Origin of the sequence: Paenibacillus sp. VMFN-D1, from assembly GCF_003386155.1 — a bacterium.
In the GTDB taxonomy this organism is placed as follows: Bacteria; Bacillota; Bacilli; order Paenibacillales; family Paenibacillaceae; genus Paenibacillus_AQ; species Paenibacillus_AQ favisporus.
In genome coordinates this window covers 360,238-379,204 of sequence record NZ_QRDU01000004.1, presented here as the reverse complement: position 1 = coordinate 379,204, position 18,967 = coordinate 360,238, and the positions used below count along the sequence as shown (strand labels likewise).

Here is an 18,967-nt window from a genome sequence, read left to right as displayed (position 1 = left end):
TAAAGCTGCGGCCCGGCGGGGGCCCTTGGCGTATCTAGAGCATTCCCGTTATCCGGTTGGCATAGACGAGCGATATATTCTCGGTCTGGAGAAAAAAAGACCGCCCCCAGCGCGGTACCGGGATACCCGCTGCAGGACGGCCTTTGCCATGCCTTATTCGATCATTATGAGTTCAAAATTTGTTCGATCCGTTCCAGCACGTCCGCCGAAAGCTCAATGCCCGAGGCCTTCACGTTCTCGGTGACCTGCTCCGGACGGCTCGCCCCCACCAGCGCGCTTGCCACATTCGGCTGCCGCAGAATCCAGGCCAGGGCCAGCTGGCCTACCTTGATGTCCAGCTCGGCGGCGACATTCTCCAACTGGCGCACCTTCGCGATCTTCTCTTCGCTGATGCGGTCTTCCTTCCAGCCGAGCTTGGCTGCGCGGCTGCCTTCCGGAGCCTGGCCGGGCGCCGTGTATTTGCCTGTCAGCAAACCTTGCGCCAGCGGCGAGTAGACGACCTGGCCGATACCCTTCGCTTCGCCGAGCGGAATAACCTCGTGCTCGATCTCCCGCTGAAACATATTGTATACCGGCTGGTTTACGACGATGCGGTCCAGCAGGTAGCGGTCAGCCGTGCCGAGCGCGGCCTCCATCTGCGCCGCGGTCCACATGCTGACGCCGACGTACAGCACCTTGCCCTGGCGAACCAGGTCATCCAGCGCCCGCAGCGTTTCATCGATCGGCGTATCGGCATCATACCGGTGACAGTAGTACAGGTCCACATAGTCGTGGCCCAGCCGCTTCAGGCTGGCGTCGCACTGCTCCATAATGTGCTTCCGCGACAGTCCCTGGTCGTTGGGCCCGTCCCCCATTTTTCCGAACACCTTGGTTGCCAGCACGTAAGACTCCCGCGGGTACGCCTTCAGCGTCTGCCCCAACAGTTCCTCGGCCGCACCCCGCTCATACACATTGGCCGTGTCAAAGAAATTTACGCCCTCGTCATAGGCCGTCCGGATTGCCTGAACCGCATTTTCACGCTCCACGTATCCGCCGTAAGTCAGCCAGCTGCCCAGGCTGATTTCACTCACTTTCAGTCCGCTTCTTCCCAGTCTCCGGTATTTCATCGTTGCATCAGCGCCTCCTTGTTCATATCGGGATTCCCCAATTGGCCGCCCTAAGGCAGGTTTTCTGCCCGCCCGCAGGACGATTTAGGCTTTCCCTACTATTGTAAACAACCCCCGCAGGGAAGAAAAGTCGCCGCCGTGGCAAGCTCCGTTTCTTTTTGGCGAAAAGTGGTAATAAATGAAATGAAAATACTTAGGAGGCTACGATGCTATGCAACCATCTGAACCGATATCCAATGAGCTGCCGCAGTACCCTGAATCTTTATGGAGAGCGACAACGGACCTCCCTTCCTTTCCGCGTCTGGCGGAAGACATCAAGGTGGACGTTGCTATCGTAGGCGCGGGAATTGCGGGAATTACGACCGGGTACCTGCTTGCCCGGGAAGGGCTGAAGGTCGCCCTGGTCGAAGCGGGAAGAGTGCTGAACGGCACCACCGCACATACGACCGCCAAAATTACAGCCCAGCACGGCATGCTGTACGATGAACTGCTGAGCCATTTTGGGCAGGAACGGGCATCCATGTATTATCAGGCCAACCGGGATGCGCTGCAATTCATCCGGGATACGGCGTCCAAGCTGAATATCGACTGCGGTCTCCATGAGGAAGACGCCTATGTATATATGGAGAAGGATAAGGATCTCAATAAGCTGGAGAAGGAATTCGAAGCTTATGAGAAGCTCGGCATCCCCGGCGAATGGGTGAACAAGCTGCCGATTCCTCAGTTCGCGTCGGGTGCCATCAAGCTGCCGGGACAAGCCCGGTTCCATCCGCTGCATTATTTGCGGCGCCTGCTGGAGGAGTTCGTGAAGGCTGGCGGACAAGTGTATGAGAATACGACGGTCCATAAGGTGGACAAGGAGGGGCCGTTATCGGTCGTCACCTACCGCGGAAGCCACAAGATTCAATGCAGCCATGTCGTCGCTGCTACCCACTTCCCGTTCCTCGATGAAGGCGGCTTTTATTTCGCGCGGCTGCATGCTGACCGCTCGTACGCGCTGGCTATGAAGCCGGAGACGGCGTTTGCCGGCGGCATGTATATCAGTGCAGACAAGCCGACGCGCTCGCTGCGGGCCGCCTCCTGGAACGGCGAAGAGGTGGTCATCGTCGGCGGCGAAGGGCATAAAACCGGGCAGCATATGTGCACCTTCTCTTACTATGAGGCGCTCGAAGCCTATGGGGGCAAACTGCTGGGCAGCAAAGGCATTCCTTTCCGCTGGTCCACCCAGGATCTGGTCACCATCGACAAAGTGCCGTACATCGGACAAATTACGTCCAAGGACGAGGGGATCTATGTAGCAACCGGCTTCAACAAATGGGGCATGACCAGCGGTACCCTCGCCGGGCGGATGTTATCGGATCAAATCATCGGCAGGGACAATCCGTACAGCGAGCTGTACACGCCGTCCCGTTTCCTCGCCGACCCGTCGATTATGAACCTGGTGAAGGAAAATGCCGATGTGGCTGGAGAGCTGATTTCCGGCAAAGTCGGCCTCGTCCACACCCGGATCGAAGACCTGAATCCTGACGAAGGCGCCGTGGTCCGCCATAACGGTAAAAAAGCCGGTGCTTATAAAGACCCGGAGGGCAATCTTCATCTGGTGGATAACACGTGTACGCATATGGGCTGCGAAACCGAGTGGAACGCGGCGGAGCGGACCTGGGACTGCCCTTGCCACGGCTCCCGGTTTTCCTATGACGGGGTCGTGTTTGAAGGACCGGCTATCAAGCCGCTTGAGAAACTGGATGCACACGAGTAGACTGAATTAAGGAACGATACCACAATCGGAGGCGATTCCTTATGATAGTCATTACCAATACGATTTTGATCAAGGAAGGGCACGGACAAGCCGTGGCCGAGCGTTTTGCGAATGCCAAGGGCGTACAGGACATGCCGGGCTTTGTCCGGATGGAGGTATGGCTGGGCAAGAGCAAGGAGGCGGAAGCCGAGGAGCTGAAGGTGTCCACCGTCTGGGAGGACGAGGCGTCGTTTAAAAACTGGACGCAGAGCGAGTCCTTCCGCGCTTCTCACCGCGGGGCCGGAGGCAGCAAGGACGTCCTTCTGGGCTCTACGCTGAACCAGTATGAGCTCGTCGTCAGCCCCTTGAACGCAGCGGAATAAGCAGTCAATGCTGTAGGGCAGGTGGATTTTGGCCGAGCAACCAGAAAAGGATAGGTTCGAGAGATCCAAAGGGTCTGCCCGAGCCTATCCTTTATTATTTTATAAGATGCAGCTGATCCGCCTCTGACCCCGCGGCAGCCGGTTCCGACTGACATCAGGCGATGCCCGCCTCGGCTCCCGCTTCCTCCACCTGAAGCCGGTACGCATACAGCGACTCGTCGATAATGGCGCTCATCATGGGCAGATCCGCTTCGGGAATCAGCTCCAGCGCATAGTTCCATGCGTTCTCTTCAATCTGCAGCGCCACGCGCATCCGCTGTTCCTCAGTAAGATTCATGTCTTCCAGCGATTCGGAGAGCGCAGGCAGCTCCGGATCCGCGGCATGCCCAAGCTCATGGGCCAGAACAATCGTAAAATACTCCTCCACCCGGTCCAATGATCCGAACATCTGCATGCATTGTTCCTCGATCACACCGGTATACATCGTGATCCGCTTGGAAACCATCCCGTACTTGCCGCCGATCAGGCGTCCATCCCGGGACCGTGTTCTCAGACGGACCTGAACGCCCAGTCCCGACCGTCCGACCAGCTCACGGATGATTTCGTTCAAATGTATGGTGTTCAACGCTCTATCTTTATCCCCTTTAATGTCAAATAAACCTAATAAATCATTATACGACGCAGCAGGCGAAAAGCAACAAGCAATCAAGCACTTTTTTCGGGTCTTGAGGGAGTCGGAGTCGATCAGCTAATGGTGAAAAGGGCATCCCGCTTGTACCGGCGTAGCGTTTGACGCCTCTCTCTTAAAGAAGTTTGGCGTCTTGACCGTGTTGTCATACGAGTGGTGAAAAATATGGGTCGTCGCCGGTGATAACGGCGGGATCAACCACGTCCAGTTCCCGGTGACCTCTCTGCCGCTCCTGGCTTCCCGCTCTTCAAACAGCCGAAACTGGGAAGCCGCCGTATGGTGATCCACCATGCTGACCCCCGCCTGCTTGTAGGAATGCAGCACGGCGACGTTCATCTCGACGAGTGCGCGGTCTCGCCAGAGCGAGGTTTCGCTCGCTGTGGACAAGCCCATCAGCTCCGCCACCCGCGGCAGCATGTTATACCGCTGTTCATCGGCGAAATTTCGCGCACCGACCTCGGTCACCATGTACCAACCGTTAAATGGAGCGGCCGTATAGCGGATGCCGCCGATCACGAGTTCCATATCGGAAATGATCGGCACGGCGTACCAGCGCAGGCCCAGCTCGGCGAAGGCGGGCATATCCGGATGCGTGATCGGCACTTCCATGACCAGCTCCGGGGGAATGGGAAACAGCTCAGGTCCGCCTTCCCCGCCTTGAATGACAAGCGGAAGGACGTCGAAGGGTGTCCCTTCTCCCGTCCAGCCCAGCTTCATGCACAGCCTCGTAAACCGAGCGGAAGCCGGATCACCGGTGATCGTTCCGCCGTTCTCGTACCCCGCATAGCGGATCAGCTGGTGGTTCAGGATGCGGATATCGCTCATGCCGGGTACCGACGGTCTAAATACCGTGATCGTCGGCACGATTTTGCCGCCGCCCGTGCCGCGTTCGATATGACGCAGCAGCGCCCCGGCAATGTCGCCGGGCCGCTCAAGGCCCCGCTCATCGATGACCTGCATCGAGTCCCAGAACAGGCGGCCGATGCAGCGGTTGCTGTTGCGCCAGGCCATTTTTGCCCCGTGAACCAGTTCCTCGTACGTATGCTCATACATTCCGGTCTCTTCAATGCTGGCCCTGATCTCCGCGAGCCTCCGGACGGTCTCGGCCTCTGTCTTGCCAAGCTCCTGATAACACAATAATATATATTCTTCCGCATCTTTCTGCAGAACGTCATACACCTTCATGCCGCGTTCACCTCGTCGTTCGTAAAAAGGGTCTGTCTCTCCCTATTATAAGCCAGACGCTGAAGCCACAGCCGTGTAAGGCTTGAGCAAATGGTGAATCTTGCGGCAGGCTGGATGGGTCGGGTTGGGCGGCGGACGAGAGATGTTCGGTGAGAGCACAAAAGAGGAGCCCCTGCAGGGACTCCTCCTTTGATGGATCAGGACGGCATGCCTGCCTTGGTGTTCTCGGCCTCCGTATGGGAAGACGGCCAGAAAGCAAAGCGGCCCAGCAGCGCCGTAATCGCCGGCACGAGAAACGGCCGGACGATGAAGGTGTCCAGCAGGACACCCGCGGCGGTAATGATGCCGAACTGGACCAGCACCTGGATCGGCAGCGAGGCGAGCACCGCGAAGGTCCCGGCCAGAATGAGGCCGGCGGAGGTGATGACCGAGCCCGTCTCGGACACGCCCTCCTGAATCGCCTGATTTAACGGCATATGCTTCCGTTTTTTCCAGATGCTCGAGACCATGAAGATGTTGTAGTCCTCGCCCAGCGCCACCAGGAACACGAATGAATAGAGCGGAATCGCTCCTTGGATCGCGTCCGCGCCAAGCCCGTAATGGATGATAAGCCAGCCCAGGCCAAGCGCCGAGAAATAAGACAAAATAACAGTCAACATCAAATACACCGTTGCGGTGATCGACCGCAAATATACGAGCAGCAGCAGCGTAATCATCCCGATGACGACCGGAATAATGATCATCGTGTCGCGGTCGCCGGTCTCGCGGGTATCGTATTGTTCGGCGGTCTGGCCGCTGATCCACACTTTATCCGCCGGGGAACCCACACCCGCCGCCTGAAGCGCCTGCTCTGCCGTACTCCGCAGGTGGGGAATCTGGTCCATCGCTTCACTGGAATAAGGATTCATGTCGAGCGTGACGTCATAGGCGATAATATTGGCGTTTTGACTTCCAGGCTGCCCTTTTGACACCTCATCCACATAAGGCAGCTCCTTCAGCTTCTGATCCAGGCCGTCCGGTTTGCCTTCCGTATCGACTATAATTTTCACCGGAGCCAGTTCCCCGGGGCTGAACTGCTTCCCGATCGTATCGAAGCCTTCACGCGAGGCCATATCTTTCGGAAAAGATGACATAATATCGTAGGTGAACTTCACCTGGCTGGATACGGAAGCGAGCGCGCCCAGCACGATCACCGTCACGATGACGATCATCCAAGGTCTGCGGACCACGAGCCGGCTGCCAAAGCCGGGACGCTTCGGCTTGCGGGCGGGTACCGGTTTGCCCTTCTTGCGGGCGCGTTCCTCTTCCATCTCCGGCGTGCGGGGAACGAACGGAAAGAACGACGTCCGCCCGAAAATCGCCAGCAGCGCAGGTACCAGCGTCAAGCTCGCGATCACCATCACAAGAATGGAGACGCTGAACGGAACCGCAAAACGGTGGTATGCTCCATACTTCGCCAGCAGCAGGGCCAGCAGCGACAGAACCACAGTGAAGCCGCTCATGGCGATCGCGCCTGAGGATTCCGTCACTGCCCGCAGCAGCGCCCGGGTCTTGCTCTCTTCTTCCTTCAGCAAATGGCGGAAGTGCGAGATCAGGAACAGACAGTAGTCCGTCCCGGCCCCGAACAGCAGCACCGTCATGATCGAGACGGCTTGGGAATCGACGGTGATCCAGCCCTTCTGGGCCATCAAGCCGAGCAGGGGGCTGACTGCGCCATACGCAAAGCCGACCGCGATCAGCGGAATCAGCGCCAGAATCGGCGAGCGGTAAATGAGCAGCAGGATGACCAGCACCAAAATGACGGTGGACATGAGCAGCTTGAAATCCGCGTTCTTGAAGAGGCCGGTCGCGTCGATCGAAATGCCGACCGGACCGGTGACGCGGACGCTGAGGTCCGAACCGGCGTTATGGCTTGCGGCGAAGGGATCCTGCCCGGTTTCATGCGTGATCCCGGACTTCAGCTGCTCCACCCCTTCTTTCAGCTGGTCGCTGTCTGCGCTTTTCTCGAACAGCACGGGGGTGACCAGCGTGCTCTGGTCCTCGGACAGCATCGCTTTCAGCGCAGCCGCCGGCATTTGGTGAAATGGCGGAACCGAATCCTGATAAGGAACCGGATTCGCGCTCCATTCGGCATACACCTTCTGTACATGCTTCAAATCGTCGTCTTCCAGCCCGCCTTCACGGTGCCAGACCAGCAGGGCGGGAACCCCTGCATCGCTGCTGAACTGCTCCTCCGCGACGCGTTCAGCCTGAACCGATGGCTTGGCATCGTCCAGATTGGCCGCATTGTTCTGGACCTCGCTGTTGACCATCGGCCAGATGGCACTCAGCACGCCCACGATGATGACCCAAACGGCCAGCGTGATCCATTTGCTTCTTTTTCCGGCGACCCAGCGCCCGTATCCGGAATCCCCCATATTCTGCTCCTCCCCACCTGTTACAGGTGCCAAAATGGTATAAAATTAAGTACATGTTCATGCCGATAAAGTGCGGCTTCCGCAGGCTCCGTGATACAATATGGGACAGAACGGACCGCCATACTTTCCAGCCTTATCAGGCGGCATACAATCTCAGATTTCAATGAAAGGCACATCCGCTGTTGCCATGCCACATTAATTATATATACCGGAAGGTTAATTATCAATCAGGATTTAGAACAGGATTGCGGAACTACTGGAGGACAACGATCAACTACTTAGATTATGGAGGACAACGATATGGAACAATCCCAGGGAAAACATCCGGCTAAACGCTCCCCGGGCCGGCCCAAACGCCGGCAGGAGGACACTCCCATGAACGAATTCATCCTGAAAACAGCTTCCGCCCTTTTCATGGAGTACGGCTATGAGCCGGTCTCGCTGCAGCAAATTGCCCAGGTATGCGGTGTAACCAAGGCTTCCATTTACTATCACTTTGAAAATAAAGCCCAGCTCTTCACGGCGGCCGTCACCGCCATGATGCAGAAGGCGCGCAATGCTTCCCTCCGGATTATGCAGCAGGACAAGCCGCTCTACGACCGGCTCGTGGAGCTGGCCGAGAACAAGCTTCGTTTCCCGCACGGAGACTTTGAAACGATCATGCGCGATGCCAGCGCCTCGCTGGCGCCCGAACAACTGGAGGAAATCCGCGTCAGCGAGGACCGGATTCACGATGTGCTGACCGTCAGCTTCACCGAGGCGATCAAAAACGGGGAGGTGCGCTCCGCACACCCGCTCCTTATGGCGCACACGCTGGCATCCATGCTGATGATCGGCAACCGGGAGATTGCCAAAGAATTCGCCCCGTCCGCGGGCGAACTGGCCCAGGAGATCGTCAACATGTTCTGGAACGGGGTCGGCGTGCAGGAAGCGTAACGGTTAGAACTGGCTGAAGGCGGCCTCGATGGGTTGGTGGCATGCGGCTCGATTATGGGCGCAGGTCAGCCGCCGCTATTCTTCCGAGGCTTTCTTGGCCGACTTGCCACGGGCCGGCTTCTTCTGTTCCTTCTCCTGTTTCTGCCGCAGCTTCCACTCGTCGAGCCAAGCCCATAAGTAGTAAGCGGCGTAGCTCCGCCATGGCGACCAGCTGCGGCTGATTTCCAGCATGAGCGGAGAAGCCGGCTGGCTGTCAAAGCCCCACAGCACCTTCATCGCATTTTTCAGACCGATGTCGTCGGCCGGGAAGAAATCGGTTCGGCCCACGCTGAAGAGCAGGAAGCACTCGACCGTCCATTTGCCGACGCCGCGGATCGGGAGCAGCCGGTTGAAAATCTCATCGTCCGCAAGGTCCGGCATGGCGTTAAGGTCGAGGGAGCCGTCCGCTACCTGCCGCGCCAGGCCAGTAATATACTCGGCTTTGCGGCGGCTGAACTGCAGCGGCAGCAGCTCGTCCGGTTCGAGCGCGGCCAGCGCTTCCGGCTTCGGGAAGCTGTAGAGCGTATGGTCCCCGATCGTCACGGGGGTGCCGTACTGCTCGGTGATCCGCGAGACGAGCGAAGCGGCAAAGCTCAGGTTCATCTGCTGGCCGATAATCGTTCGCACCAGATTTTGAAACAAATTTGGCTCCAGCAGTATTTTCAGCCCATGCAACCCCGGAAGAATGGAGCCTATGACAGGCTCATCCTGAAGCTGCGCATAGAACGGCCTGAGGTCCACATGGTTGGACAGCATTTTACCTACGTACGCCCGGACGGCTTCGGTTTCCTTCGAATTGCAGGCCTGCAGCAGCTCCACCTCCGCCGCTGGTCCCTGGCTGGTCTCCACCAAGGACACGGTGACCGGAATGTCGCGCCCTTCCGCCAGAATCACCTTCGTGAATACCGGGTATTCCGGATGAGCCAGCACGAGCCGGGGATTTTGCCCCCTGACTGCGACCATGGTTCGTTCGATGCTAAAGGGCGTAAGCAGCGGGATCGTTTCTTTCATGTTCCGTACCTCCTGACTCCTGTAAAGTGATCAAGCATTCACCGCAGGTTCGGTCTGCGTTTTATATTCCTGAATGAACTTCTAAGATCAATATTGACAAACACACGTTCGATATTCAAGCGTAAACTGCCAATATTCCAAAAAAAGAGCAGCCGCCATGGCTGCTCTTTTGAAATGCGGATGATAAGGGTCGCGGGTGGGGTCGCCTTCACCCTCAGACAACCTCCTGAATGCTTCCGCCGGAAAACTGGCTGTTATACAGATCGGCGTAGAAGCCGCCTTTGGCCAGAAGCTCCTCGTGGTTGCCCTTCTCGATCACACTGCCCTGGTTCATAACCAGGATCAGATCGGCGTCACGGATCGTGGACAGCCGGTGGGCGATGACGAAGCTCGTTCTGCCCTTCATCAGGTCGTTCATCGCCTTCTGAATAAAGACCTCCGTCCGCGTGTCGACGCTGCTGGTCGCTTCATCCAGAATGAGGATAGACGGGTCGGCCAGAATGGCACGCGCAATCGTCAGCAGCTGCTTCTGCCCTTGGGAAATGTTCGACGCTTCTTCGTTAAGCACGGTGTCGTAGCCGTCCGGAAGCGTACGGATGAAGTGATCGGCATGAGCCGCCTTGGCCGCCTCGATCACTTCCTCGTTCGTGGCGCCGGCCCGGCCGTAAGCGATATTTTCCATAATCGTCCCGTTAAAGAGCCAGGTATCCTGAAGCACCATGCCGAAAATGCTGCGCAAATTGCCGCGCTTCAAGTGGGTAATGTTCACGCCGTCGATGGTGATCGCCCCGCCGTTCAGCTCATAGAAGCGCATCAGCAGGTTAATGAGCGTCGTCTTGCCGGCACCGGTCGGCCCGACGATGGCGATCGTCTGTCCCGGCTTCACGTCGATGTTCATGTCTTCAATGAGCATTGCGTCTTCCTTATAGCCGAACCGCACATGCTCAAACTCCACGGCACCTTTTGGATTGTTCAGGACAGCCGCATCTGCCGCTTCCGGCACTTCTTCTTCTTCATCCAGCAGCTCGAACACGCGCTCCGCCGAAGCGATGGTGGACTGGATGATGTTTGCGATGTTCGCCGTCTGCATAATCGGCTGGGTGAACTGTCTGGCGTACTGGATGAACGCCTGCACATCCCCGATCGTAATGCGTCCGTGCGTGACGAAGATCCCCCCGACCACGCAGACCAACACATAGCCGATGTTGCCGATAAACATCATCATCGGCATGATGATGCCGGAGATGAATTGGGCTTTCCAGCCGGAGCTGTACAGCTTTTCGTTGATTTTGTTGAAATCCTCGACAGACTCCCGCTCGCGGCCGAAGGCTTTCACGATTTTATGGCCCGTGTACATTTCCTCCACATGGCCGTTGAGCTGTCCCAGAGAAGCCTGCTGGGCCATGAAATGCTTCTGGGACCGGGAAGCTACCGCTTTGATGACGATGAAGCTGAGCGGCAGCGTCACGATCAGAATCAGCGTCATCCATGGGCTGATCGACAGCATCATCACGATGACGCCGACCAGCGTCACGATCGACGTGATCAGCTGCGTCAAGCTCTGCTGAAGCGTGGTGCTGATGTTGTCGACGTCGTTGGTCGCGCGGCTCAAGATTTCCCCATGCGTCCGGGAATCAAAATATTTCAGCGGCAGGCGCGACAGCTTCGCGTTGATCTGCTCCCGCATATCGTACACAACCTTCTGCGCCACGCCGGCCATCAGATACTGCTGAATATAGCTGAACGCTGCGCTGAACAGGTACAGACCAATCAGAATCAGCAGGATCTGGGTGATGTAGGTAAAGTCAATGCCAGCGCCCGGCGTCCCCTTCGCCATCGCGATGACGCCTTCCAGCAGCTTGGTAATCGCCTTACCAAGAATTTTCGGGCTCGCGATGCTGAACACCGTACTAAGAATCGCCGTCAGAAAAATAACGATCAGCGTTCCCCGCCGCGGCCGCAGGTACCCGACCAGCCGCTTCAGAGAACCCTTGAAGTCCTTGGCCTTCTGCGCAGGCATCATTTGGCCGGGATGGCCTCCCGGATGCCGCGGTCCTCCCGGCGGAGGTCCGGGTCTTCTTGTTTGCTCACTCATGCGATCTCCTCCTCTGACAGCTGTGAGGATACAATTTCGCGGTAGACGTCACTGGTCTCCATCAGCTCGCGGTGGGTGCCGATGCCGGCAATCCGCCCTTCGTCGAGGACGATGATCCGGTCGGCGTCCATGACCGTGCTGACCCGCTGCGCCACGAGAAGAACGGTTGCGTCCCGCGTCACCGGCTTCAGCGCGCTGCGCAGCTTCGCATCCGTCTTGAAATCAAGCGCCGAGAAGCTGTCGTCGAACGCATAGATTTCCGGTCTGCGTACCAGCGCCCGCGCGATGGACAAGCGCTGCTTCTGCCCGCCGGACACGTTGTTTCCGCCCTGGGCAATTTCCGACTCAAAGCCGTCTTTCATATTCATAATAAATTCGGTCGCCTGGGCGATATCCGCCGCTTCGCGGATCTCTTCATCGGTGGCGTCCTTTTTGCCGTAGCGGATATTGTCCGCAATCGTCCCGGTGAACAGCAGCGCCTTCTGCGGCACGAAGCCGATCTTGGCGCGCAGCTCCTCCTGCGTCATCTCGCGGACGTCGACCCCGTCGACCAGCACGCTGCCTTCCGCTACATCATAGAAGCGCGGAATCAAGCTGAGCAGCGTCGACTTGCCGGAACCGGTGCCGCCGATAATCGCCGTGGTCTCCCCCGGCTTGGCGGTGAATGAAATCCCCGACAGCGCCGGCTGCTCCGCGCCCGGATAACTGAACGTCACGTCCCGGAATTCCAAATAGCCGCGTCCTTCTTCAGAGGATTGTGCAACGAGCGGATCGTCGATATCCGGCGTAATGCTGAGCACCTCGTTAATCCGCGCAGCGGATGCGGAAGCGCGCGGTACCATGACGAAGATCATGGAAACCATGATCAGGGAGAACATGATCTGCATGGCGTACTGGATAAAAGCCATCAGGTCCCCGACCTGCATATGTCCGTCCCTGATGCGCAGGCCGCCGAACCAGACGATGGCGATGGTCGATAAGTTCATGACGATCATCATGATCGGCATCATGGCCGCCATGATTTTGTTGACCCGGACCGCCGTGCTGGTCAGATCGTAGTTGGCTTCCTTGAAACGCTCCTGCTCATGCTGAATCCGGTTAAACGAACGAATGACCCGGATCCCGGTCAGGTTTTCGCGGAGCACCCGGTTCAGTTTGTCCAGCTTGACCTGCATCGCCTTGAACAGCGGCATTCCCATACCGGCTATGAGGGCGATGGAGCCCGCCAACACCGGAACGATCACGACGATGATCAGAGACAGCTTGGCGTCCTTGGACACCGCCATAATAATCCCGCCGATACACATCATCGGCGCGCTGATCATCATCCGCAGCATCATGGTCAGCACCTGCTGGGTCTGGGCGATATCATTGGTGGTCCGGGTAATGAGCGAAGCCGTGCCCAGCTTGTCAAATTCCTGCAGGGAGAAATTCTGGACATGCTGGAATACCCGGCTGCGCATCGATCTGCCGAATCCGCCCGCCACTTTGGCGGACAGGTAGCTCGCGGCGATGGAGCAAATGGCTCCCCCCAGAGCTACGGCCAGCATAAAGCCGCCGATTTTCCAAATGTAGGGAATGTCTCCCTCGATGATGCCCTTATCCACAATGTCCGACATCAGCGTCGGGAGATACAGGTCCGACATGGACTGCAGAAACACAAGCACAAATGTGAACAGGATCAGAAGCCAGAACGGCTTCAATGAACGAAAAAGCTTCAGCATGTTGACACTTCACCTCCATCCGATGAATCATTCTGCGTTTTGCTTTCATAATACTTATAAGCCTTGGTCAGCAGCTCGGACAGCTTCTCGCTCTCCTCGATGCCCAGGTGATCGACAAGCCCCTTGAAGGAATGGATCGTCGCCTTGCGGGCTTGGATAATCGCTTCCCGCCCCTCTTCGCTGAGCTTGATCCGGACCACCCTTCGGTCCGCCTCATCCGGCGTCCGTACGATCCATTTCTTCTTCTCCAGCGCTTTGACAAACTGGGTGACGGTCGGAGAAGTGACCCCCAGCATCCCGCTGATCTCGGACACCTTCAGTCCCGGGCTATCCGGCTCGACATGACGCATGAGCAGGACCATCAGCCCCATCTCGCTCATCTTCAAGCCCTCGATTACCCGGTGGCGAAACTCACCCCTGTTAAATCGCATGACCGCCGTAAGCAGTTGGACAACAGTTTCGTGGTGCTGATCATGCTCCTGCGGTTCGGTACCCTGGCAGAAGGCTTTCTGACGGTTGTTGCCATCGTCGTTCATGACGCCAACAATCCTCCTTTCCCCAACGTGCTATGAAGGATAATATCCCGCACAAAAAATAATTAGGTTACCAATTAAATAGGCAACCTAATTATATGACCTTTCCGATTTATATGTCAATTAAAACATATCTAATAAAGTCCAACAATATTTTGTTCATGGATCGGCTGTGCTTGCAAGATCAGGATTCCGCAGCAGACGTTTGACCGTCGCCGCAAACAAGATGCAGCAGGTGACCGCCGCGCAGGCATCTGCAATCGGCTCGGCCATAATGACGGCATCGGCTTTGGGCGATATGAGCTCCGGCAGCACAAAAACCAAAGGAATCAGCAAAATAATTTTACGCAGGACGGCAATAAAGATGGATACCTTCGCCTGCCCCAGCGCAAGAAACATTTGCTGCAGCGCCAGCTGAATGCCGTAAATGCATGTCCCCAGAAAAAAGACCGGCATCAGCCTTTCCGTCAGCGCAATCAATTCAGCCTGATCCGTGAAAATCATGACGGGAAACCGCGGCAAGAACACCGCCACCGCCCACATCACGATGCCGAGGACACCGCAAACGGCCGTACCAAACCGGATCGCCGCCTTCACCCTTGCGTAGTCTCCCGATCCATAATTGTAGCCGATGACCGGCTGTGCTCCCTGCGCAAAGCTGGATAACGGCAGGGAAAACAGCTGCATGAGGCTGGTCAGAATGCTGATTGCGCCCACATACAAATCGCCGCCATACCGTGCAAGGGAAATATTAAACACGATCTGGATCAGGCTTTCTGTCGACTGCATGATAAAAGGGGACAGCCCCAGCGCAAGGATGCGGCACGCCATGCGGGGGTTCACCCGCAGGTTGCGGAGCCGAAGGCGGAGGTGGCTGCGCCTGGATGTAAGAAACGACAGCACCCATACAGCGGACGCAGTCTGGGAAATGACGGTTGCCAAGGCGGCCCCGCGGACTCCCATATGCATCGGAAATATAAAAAGGGGTGCCAGGATGGCGTTCAGCACAGCTCCGGCACAGACCGTGGCCATTGCCGTTTTGGCAAAACCCTGAATGGAAATAAAAGAATTCAGCCCAAGGGACATCAGCACGCTGACCGTCCCCAGCAAATAGATGCCCATATAATCACTGGCATAGGGCAGTGTGTTATCGCTCGCTCCGAAGGCGATCAACAAGGGACGGTGAAAACACAGCAACACCGCCGTCAGCACTCCCGAAACGAGCAGGAGCATCAGGCAGCAGCTGCCGAGCAGCTTCTCCGCTTCCTTTGGTTTCCCTTCCCCCAGCATCATGGAGGCCAGCGGAGCGCCGCCAAGGCCGATGAGGGCCGCAAACGCCGAGATGGTCATGATCAGCGGGAAGGCGATGCCCAGTCCGGTTAATGCAAAGGTGCCGCCTCCCGGCATCCTGCCGATCAGCATCCGGTCGACGACATTGTACAGCGCGTTGACGATTTGAGCCGCAATCGCCGGAAGTGCAAGAGACAACAGCAGCTTGGGGATGCTCCCCGCGGCAAACCGGCTGCTCATTTCATCGTGGTTGATTGTAAATCAGTCCTTTTCGCTCGTAGTTTCCGTAGAAATGCGCATTTCCATCTTTTATTATATCAGACTGAAATCGCATGAAAACACGAGTTTTAAGGCATCTATACAGCCGTTTAAGGGTTGTAAAATATAAAAGCAATGAGGAGATACATGTCAGAATAAAAAACGCATTAAAAGCAAAATTAGGAGGTCTGAGGAGGTGTGGGTAAACGCGTTTTTTCTTGTCACCTCATTAAAAATAATGCATTCCAGTCTGCCCGGTTACCCCCTGCCCTCCATCAATTTCCCCTGCGTAAACGCGATCCATTCCCGCGCGGCATAGGACAGGTAACGGTCCCTGCGCCAGATCATCCCCAGCTGCCACGGGATGACCGGCTCCACCAGCGGCATAATCCGGATCCGCTCCCGGTTGATTTCCCGGCAGATCGTTTCCGGCAGCAGGGCAATGCCCAGATTGGCGGCGACCATGCCGCTGATCAAGTCCCATTGGGAGCTTTCGTAGACGATATGCGGCTGGAAGCCGACCTTGACGCATTCCGTAATGATCCGGTCATGCAGCGCAAAGTCCTCCCGGAACAGCACGAAGTTCTCTTCCGCCAGATCGGCAAGACCGGCGCACTCGCGATGCGCAAGACGGTGAGACGGGTGCACCAGCAGCATCAGGTTTTCCCGGACGAACGAAAACGAGTGGAACAGCGAGTCGTCGGTCGGAAGCACCACAACGCCAATGTCGAGCAAGCCGCTCTCCACGTCGACCTCTACCTTTTTGGCGCCGTCCTCAAAGATCTGCATCGTCACCTGCGGGTATTTCTGATGGAACTGCCCGATCACCTCAGGGAAAAAGCTCGATCCGACCATCGGCGGCAGGCCGATGCGGATATGTCCCTTCTTCAGGTTTTTCAAATCGCCGAGCTCGGAGGACAAGCTCTGGAACGACTTCACGATCGGCTGCGCCTGCTCGTAAATAATGCGCCCGGCATCGGTCAGCACCACCTTTTTGCCTGAACGGTCAAACAGGGTGACGCCCAGCTCCTCCTCAATGTTGCGGATCGTTTTGCTGATCGACGGCTGCGTGATATAGAGTGATTCCGCCGCCTTCGTAAAACTCTGCAGCCGGGCGACCTCCATAAAATACTGCAATTGGCGGATGTCCATACGTCGTTCTCCTTCCTTGAGTCAACTGCGGTGGATCCATATAAGTTGAATTAAAGAATGCGATGCAAGCAAGGGAGAAAAATGATTCCGAAGAAGCTTACGTACTTGCCCTACCATCGATTTCAATTATTCAACTTATATGTCATCCTTATGCCATAGCCATATGGAATGATATCCATTCGATATATGCATTTTACCTATGAAAATGAATGCTGTAAAATTTTCATTATAAATGAAAGGAAGGCGAAAACAATTGATGAAGCATGCCGTCAAAGGGACCGTTCAGGTCGCCGTTTTAATGCTGTTTTCATATGCGATGAACCAGCTGGCCGGTCTGCTGCATCTGCCGGTGCCGGGCAGCATTCTCGGGATCATCGTGTTGTTTCTTTTGCTCGAATCCGGTGTCGTCAAGCTCGAATGGATCGAAGTCGGAGCGAACTGGCTGCTCGCCGAGCTTCTGCTCTTCTTTATCCCGGCTGCCGTCGGGGTGATGAAATATTTTGCGATGCTGGAGAGCGACGGGGTGCGAATCCTGCTCGTCGTTATTTTCAGCACGGTCGTGGTCATGGCCAGCTCCGGCTTGACCGCCGCACGCATCGCCAAACATAAAGAACGGAAGGTGTCATGATGATCGGTCTCATCTGTCTGCTGCTAACCCTCGTGATCTACATGGCAGCCAAACGATTGTATAAGCGGTATCCCAAAGTGTATCTGTCGCCGCTGCTGGTGACGCCCTGCATCATTATTATTTTCCTGCTGTGCACGCATATTCCCTATGAACATTACAACGCCGGCGGGAAATGGCTGAGCGATATGCTCCAGCCTGCGACGGTCGCCTTTGCGGTGCCGCTCTATAAAAATTTCAAAGTACTCAAAAAGCACGCCGTCGAAATCGTCGTCAGCGTGCTTACCGGTTCCTTCATGGCTATGATCTCTTCGGCGGTGCTCGCCAAAGGGCTGAAGCTGGACACTTCATTGGTGACCAGCCTGATCCCCCGCTCGATCACGACGCCGATCGCCATGAACGTATCGCAGGTCATCGGCGGAGTGCCAAACATCACGGCGGTCTTCGTCATAATGACCGGCCTGCTCGGCTCCGTGCTCGGGCCGATGATTCTGCGCATCCTGCGGATCGAGAACGAAATTGCCCGCGGCGTGCTGCTCGGCACGAGCGCCCACGGGACGGGAACGTCCGTAGCCTTCGGCTTCAGCTCGATGAGCGGAGCGATCTCCAGCGTCTCGATGATTCTGGCCGCCCTGTTCACGCTCGGCGCGGCGCCGCTGCTCATGCTGATGTGGTAAGGAGTTAGAGGCGGACCGGCTTGCCGGTAGATGCCGAGGCCAATGCCGCACAAGTCACGGCCTGCGTCCGGCAGGCATCCTCATAGCTTGAAAGAATACGGGAGCGGTCTCCGGTGCGCAGCGCATGGAGAAACGCTTCCGTTTCGCGTACATAGGGGCTCCCCTGCTCCGCATATTCTGTCGTGACGCCGGGCGCCGCCAGCTGCAGCCGCTGCGGGTTCCAATCGATGATCCCGCGGTCGGTGTAGAACGTCAGTCCCGTCTGGCTCAACCCGCCGCCTTCCGGCAGGACGCATGTGTTGGAAATGTTCGCCACCACGCCGCTCGCCAGGCGGAGCGTGACCGTTCCTACGTCGGCGACCTCTACGCCTTCCACCTGGCTCCGCTTGACCCGGTCCCCGTAAAGCGCATACACTTCTTCCACTTCGCCAGCCGTATACCGGAGCATGTCGACCATATGCGTCGTCTGCTCGATGAACTGCCCGCCGGAGCCGCTTTGCCGTCTCCACCAGGACACGCCCGGCATGCTGTCCATCCACCGCCCCAGCACCATGCCGGTCGTATGGTTCGACAGCTCCTCCTTCAGCCGCGCCGCATTGTGCTGGTAGCGGAAATGGTACCCCACCGACGTCAACAGCCCCGTCTCACGGACCCGGGCCAGAATTTGTTCCGGCAAGCTGGTGTCGAGCCCCAGCGGTTTTTCCACCAAAAACGGAATACCGCGCTCAATCAGCTTCATTTCGATTTCGCCGTGTGCCATCGGCGGCACGCAGATATATACCGCGTCGAGCGGCCCCGCGTCCAGCATGGCATCCAAATCCGCATACCCCTCGGCGCCGTAACGCCGCGCCATCCGGTCTGCTTTCTCCAGGCTTGTACCACAAACCGCCGTCAGCCGTACTCCATCCATCGCCGCCAAGTTGTCGGCATGTACGCCGCTGAACCATCCGGTTCCGATCAATCCGATACGAAGTGTCATCCTGCGCGATCCCACCTTTATCCTGTTTTCTCCACTATACCGGGGGCCGTCCCGTTTGGCTACGATTTGTTGGGAACGCATCGCACGCCCTCGTATCCATCCCGTTCGCCGCACCAAATCCCGTTGAGACC

16 protein-coding genes are annotated in these 18,967 nt (G+C 57.0%); 5 read left to right on the top strand and 11 right to left on the bottom strand.

The features are described from left to right. Window positions 1–164: 164 nt before the first annotated feature. Window positions 165–1,106: an aldo/keto reductase family protein gene (locus C7820_RS25565; protein WP_116233428.1), complete on the bottom strand. Its 942-nt coding sequence runs from the start codon at window positions 1,104–1,106 to the stop codon at window positions 165–167. 211 nt (window positions 1,107–1,317) lie between these two features. On the opposite strand from C7820_RS25565, the gene C7820_RS25560 reads away from it, so the two are divergent. Beyond that, window positions 1,318–2,865: an FAD-dependent oxidoreductase gene (locus C7820_RS25560; RefSeq protein WP_116233427.1), complete on the top strand. Its 1,548-nt coding sequence runs from the start codon at window positions 1,318–1,320 to the stop codon at window positions 2,863–2,865. A 41-nt stretch (window positions 2,866–2,906) separates the two neighbouring features. Further along, on the top strand, window positions 2,907–3,227 hold the full coding sequence (locus tag C7820_RS25555) for an antibiotic biosynthesis monooxygenase (RefSeq protein ID WP_076171875.1): 321 nt from the start codon (window positions 2,907–2,909) through the stop codon (window positions 3,225–3,227). A 154-nt stretch (window positions 3,228–3,381) separates the two neighbouring features. Here the strand turns inward: C7820_RS25555 and C7820_RS25550 are convergent, their stop codons facing one another. The 3 genes from C7820_RS25550 to C7820_RS25540 all read right to left on the bottom strand — a co-directional run bounded on the left by C7820_RS25550 (window position 3,382) and on the right by C7820_RS25540 (window position 7,517). After that, window positions 3,382–3,852: a hypothetical protein gene (locus tag C7820_RS25550; protein ID WP_116233426.1), complete on the bottom strand. Its 471-nt coding sequence runs from the start codon at window positions 3,850–3,852 to the stop codon at window positions 3,382–3,384. Between the two features lie 123 nt (window positions 3,853–3,975). Further along, window positions 3,976–5,100 carry a nitric oxide synthase oxygenase gene (locus tag C7820_RS25545; protein ID WP_116233425.1) on the bottom strand — a complete coding sequence of 375 codons (1,125 nt, stop codon included), beginning with the start codon at window positions 5,098–5,100 and terminating at the stop codon, window positions 3,976–3,978. Between the two features lie 197 nt (window positions 5,101–5,297). After that, window positions 5,298–7,517: an MMPL family transporter gene (locus tag C7820_RS25540; protein WP_116233424.1), complete on the bottom strand. Its 2,220-nt coding sequence runs from the start codon at window positions 7,515–7,517 to the stop codon at window positions 5,298–5,300. 375 nt (window positions 7,518–7,892) lie between these two features. Between C7820_RS25540 and C7820_RS25535 the strand changes: the two genes are divergently transcribed. Continuing rightward, the gene (locus C7820_RS25535) at window positions 7,893–8,453 is read left to right on the top strand and encodes a TetR/AcrR family transcriptional regulator (RefSeq protein WP_258875408.1); all 561 of its coding nucleotides are present in this window, start codon (window positions 7,893–7,895) and stop codon (window positions 8,451–8,453) included. Window positions 8,454–8,528: 75 nt separating this feature from the next. Here the strand turns inward: C7820_RS25535 and C7820_RS25530 are convergent, their stop codons facing one another. The 6 genes from C7820_RS25530 to cidR all read right to left on the bottom strand — a co-directional run bounded on the left by C7820_RS25530 (window position 8,529) and on the right by cidR (window position 16,555). Continuing rightward, window positions 8,529–9,503 (bottom strand): DNA-3-methyladenine glycosylase family protein, encoded by a 975-nt coding sequence (locus C7820_RS25530; protein WP_116233422.1) that lies wholly within the window; start codon window positions 9,501–9,503, stop codon window positions 8,529–8,531. A 214-nt stretch (window positions 9,504–9,717) separates the two neighbouring features. Beyond that, window positions 9,718–11,598, bottom strand: a complete 1,881-nt coding sequence (locus C7820_RS25525; protein ID WP_116233421.1) for an ABC transporter ATP-binding protein — start codon at window positions 11,596–11,598, stop codon at window positions 9,718–9,720. Further along, complete coding sequence (locus C7820_RS25520) at window positions 11,595–13,322, bottom strand: ABC transporter ATP-binding protein (RefSeq protein ID WP_116233420.1); 1,728 nt, start codon at window positions 13,320–13,322, stop codon at window positions 11,595–11,597. Before C7820_RS25520 ends, C7820_RS25525 begins: the two co-directional genes overlap by 4 nt. Further along, window positions 13,316–13,858, bottom strand: a complete 543-nt coding sequence (locus tag C7820_RS25515; protein ID WP_116233419.1) for a MarR family winged helix-turn-helix transcriptional regulator — start codon at window positions 13,856–13,858, stop codon at window positions 13,316–13,318. Before C7820_RS25515 ends, C7820_RS25520 begins: the two co-directional genes overlap by 7 nt. Before the next feature lie 156 nt (window positions 13,859–14,014). Further along, on the bottom strand, window positions 14,015–15,385 hold the full coding sequence (locus C7820_RS25510) for an MATE family efflux transporter (RefSeq protein ID WP_116233418.1): 1,371 nt from the start codon (window positions 15,383–15,385) through the stop codon (window positions 14,015–14,017). 276 nt (window positions 15,386–15,661) lie between these two features. Beyond that, a complete protein-coding gene (cidR, locus tag C7820_RS25505; protein ID WP_116233417.1) occupies window positions 15,662–16,555 on the bottom strand; it encodes a cidABC operon transcriptional activator CidR in 894 nt (297 codons plus the stop codon). Between the two features lie 256 nt (window positions 16,556–16,811). Between cidR and C7820_RS25500 the strand changes: the two genes are divergently transcribed. Further along, a complete protein-coding gene (locus tag C7820_RS25500) occupies window positions 16,812–17,183 on the top strand; it encodes a CidA/LrgA family protein (RefSeq protein WP_116233416.1) in 372 nt (123 codons plus the stop codon). After that, window positions 17,183–17,857 carry a CidB/LrgB family autolysis modulator gene (locus tag C7820_RS25495; protein WP_116233415.1) on the top strand — a complete coding sequence of 225 codons (675 nt, stop codon included), beginning with the start codon at window positions 17,183–17,185 and terminating at the stop codon, window positions 17,855–17,857. Before C7820_RS25500 ends, C7820_RS25495 begins: the two co-directional genes overlap by 1 nt. A gap of 4 nt (window positions 17,858–17,861) precedes the next feature. Here C7820_RS25495 and C7820_RS25490 read toward each other — a convergent pair whose 3' ends face one another. Then, complete coding sequence (locus C7820_RS25490; RefSeq protein WP_116233414.1) at window positions 17,862–18,836, bottom strand: Gfo/Idh/MocA family protein; 975 nt, start codon at window positions 18,834–18,836, stop codon at window positions 17,862–17,864. Window positions 18,837–18,967 lie beyond the last annotated feature (131 nt).

Excerpts from the sequence above, each read along its gene's own strand:
- C7820_RS25565 (WP_116233428.1), bottom strand. The coding sequence starts at position 1,106 with ATGAAATACCGGAGACTGGGAAGAAGCGGACTGAAAGTGAGTGAAATC.
- C7820_RS25560 (WP_116233427.1), top strand. The coding sequence starts at position 1,318 with ATGCAACCATCTGAACCGATATCCAATGAGCTGCCGCAGTACCCTGAA.
- C7820_RS25555 (WP_076171875.1), top strand. The coding sequence starts at position 2,907 with ATGATAGTCATTACCAATACGATTTTGATCAAGGAAGGGCACGGACAA.
- C7820_RS25545 (WP_116233425.1), bottom strand. The coding sequence starts at position 5,100 with ATGAAGGTGTATGACGTTCTGCAGAAAGATGCGGAAGAATATATATTA.
- C7820_RS25540 (WP_116233424.1), bottom strand. The coding sequence starts at position 7,517 with ATGGGGGATTCCGGATACGGGCGCTGGGTCGCCGGAAAAAGAAGCAAA.
- C7820_RS25535 (WP_258875408.1), top strand. The coding sequence starts at position 7,893 with ATGAACGAATTCATCCTGAAAACAGCTTCCGCCCTTTTCATGGAGTAC.
- C7820_RS25530 (WP_116233422.1), bottom strand. The coding sequence starts at position 9,503 with ATGAAAGAAACGATCCCGCTGCTTACGCCCTTTAGCATCGAACGAACC.
- C7820_RS25525 (WP_116233421.1), bottom strand. The coding sequence starts at position 11,598 with ATGAGTGAGCAAACAAGAAGACCCGGACCTCCGCCGGGAGGACCGCGG.
- C7820_RS25520 (WP_116233420.1), bottom strand. The coding sequence starts at position 13,322 with ATGCTGAAGCTTTTTCGTTCATTGAAGCCGTTCTGGCTTCTGATCCTG.
- C7820_RS25515 (WP_116233419.1), bottom strand. The coding sequence starts at position 13,858 with ATGAACGACGATGGCAACAACCGTCAGAAAGCCTTCTGCCAGGGTACC.
- C7820_RS25510 (WP_116233418.1), bottom strand. The coding sequence starts at position 15,385 with ATGAGCAGCCGGTTTGCCGCGGGGAGCATCCCCAAGCTGCTGTTGTCT.
- cidR (WP_116233417.1), bottom strand. The coding sequence starts at position 16,555 with ATGGACATCCGCCAATTGCAGTATTTTATGGAGGTCGCCCGGCTGCAG.
- C7820_RS25500 (WP_116233416.1), top strand. The coding sequence starts at position 16,812 with ATGAAGCATGCCGTCAAAGGGACCGTTCAGGTCGCCGTTTTAATGCTG.
- C7820_RS25495 (WP_116233415.1), top strand. The coding sequence starts at position 17,183 with ATGATCGGTCTCATCTGTCTGCTGCTAACCCTCGTGATCTACATGGCA.
- C7820_RS25490 (WP_116233414.1), bottom strand. The coding sequence starts at position 18,836 with ATGACACTTCGTATCGGATTGATCGGAACCGGATGGTTCAGCGGCGTA.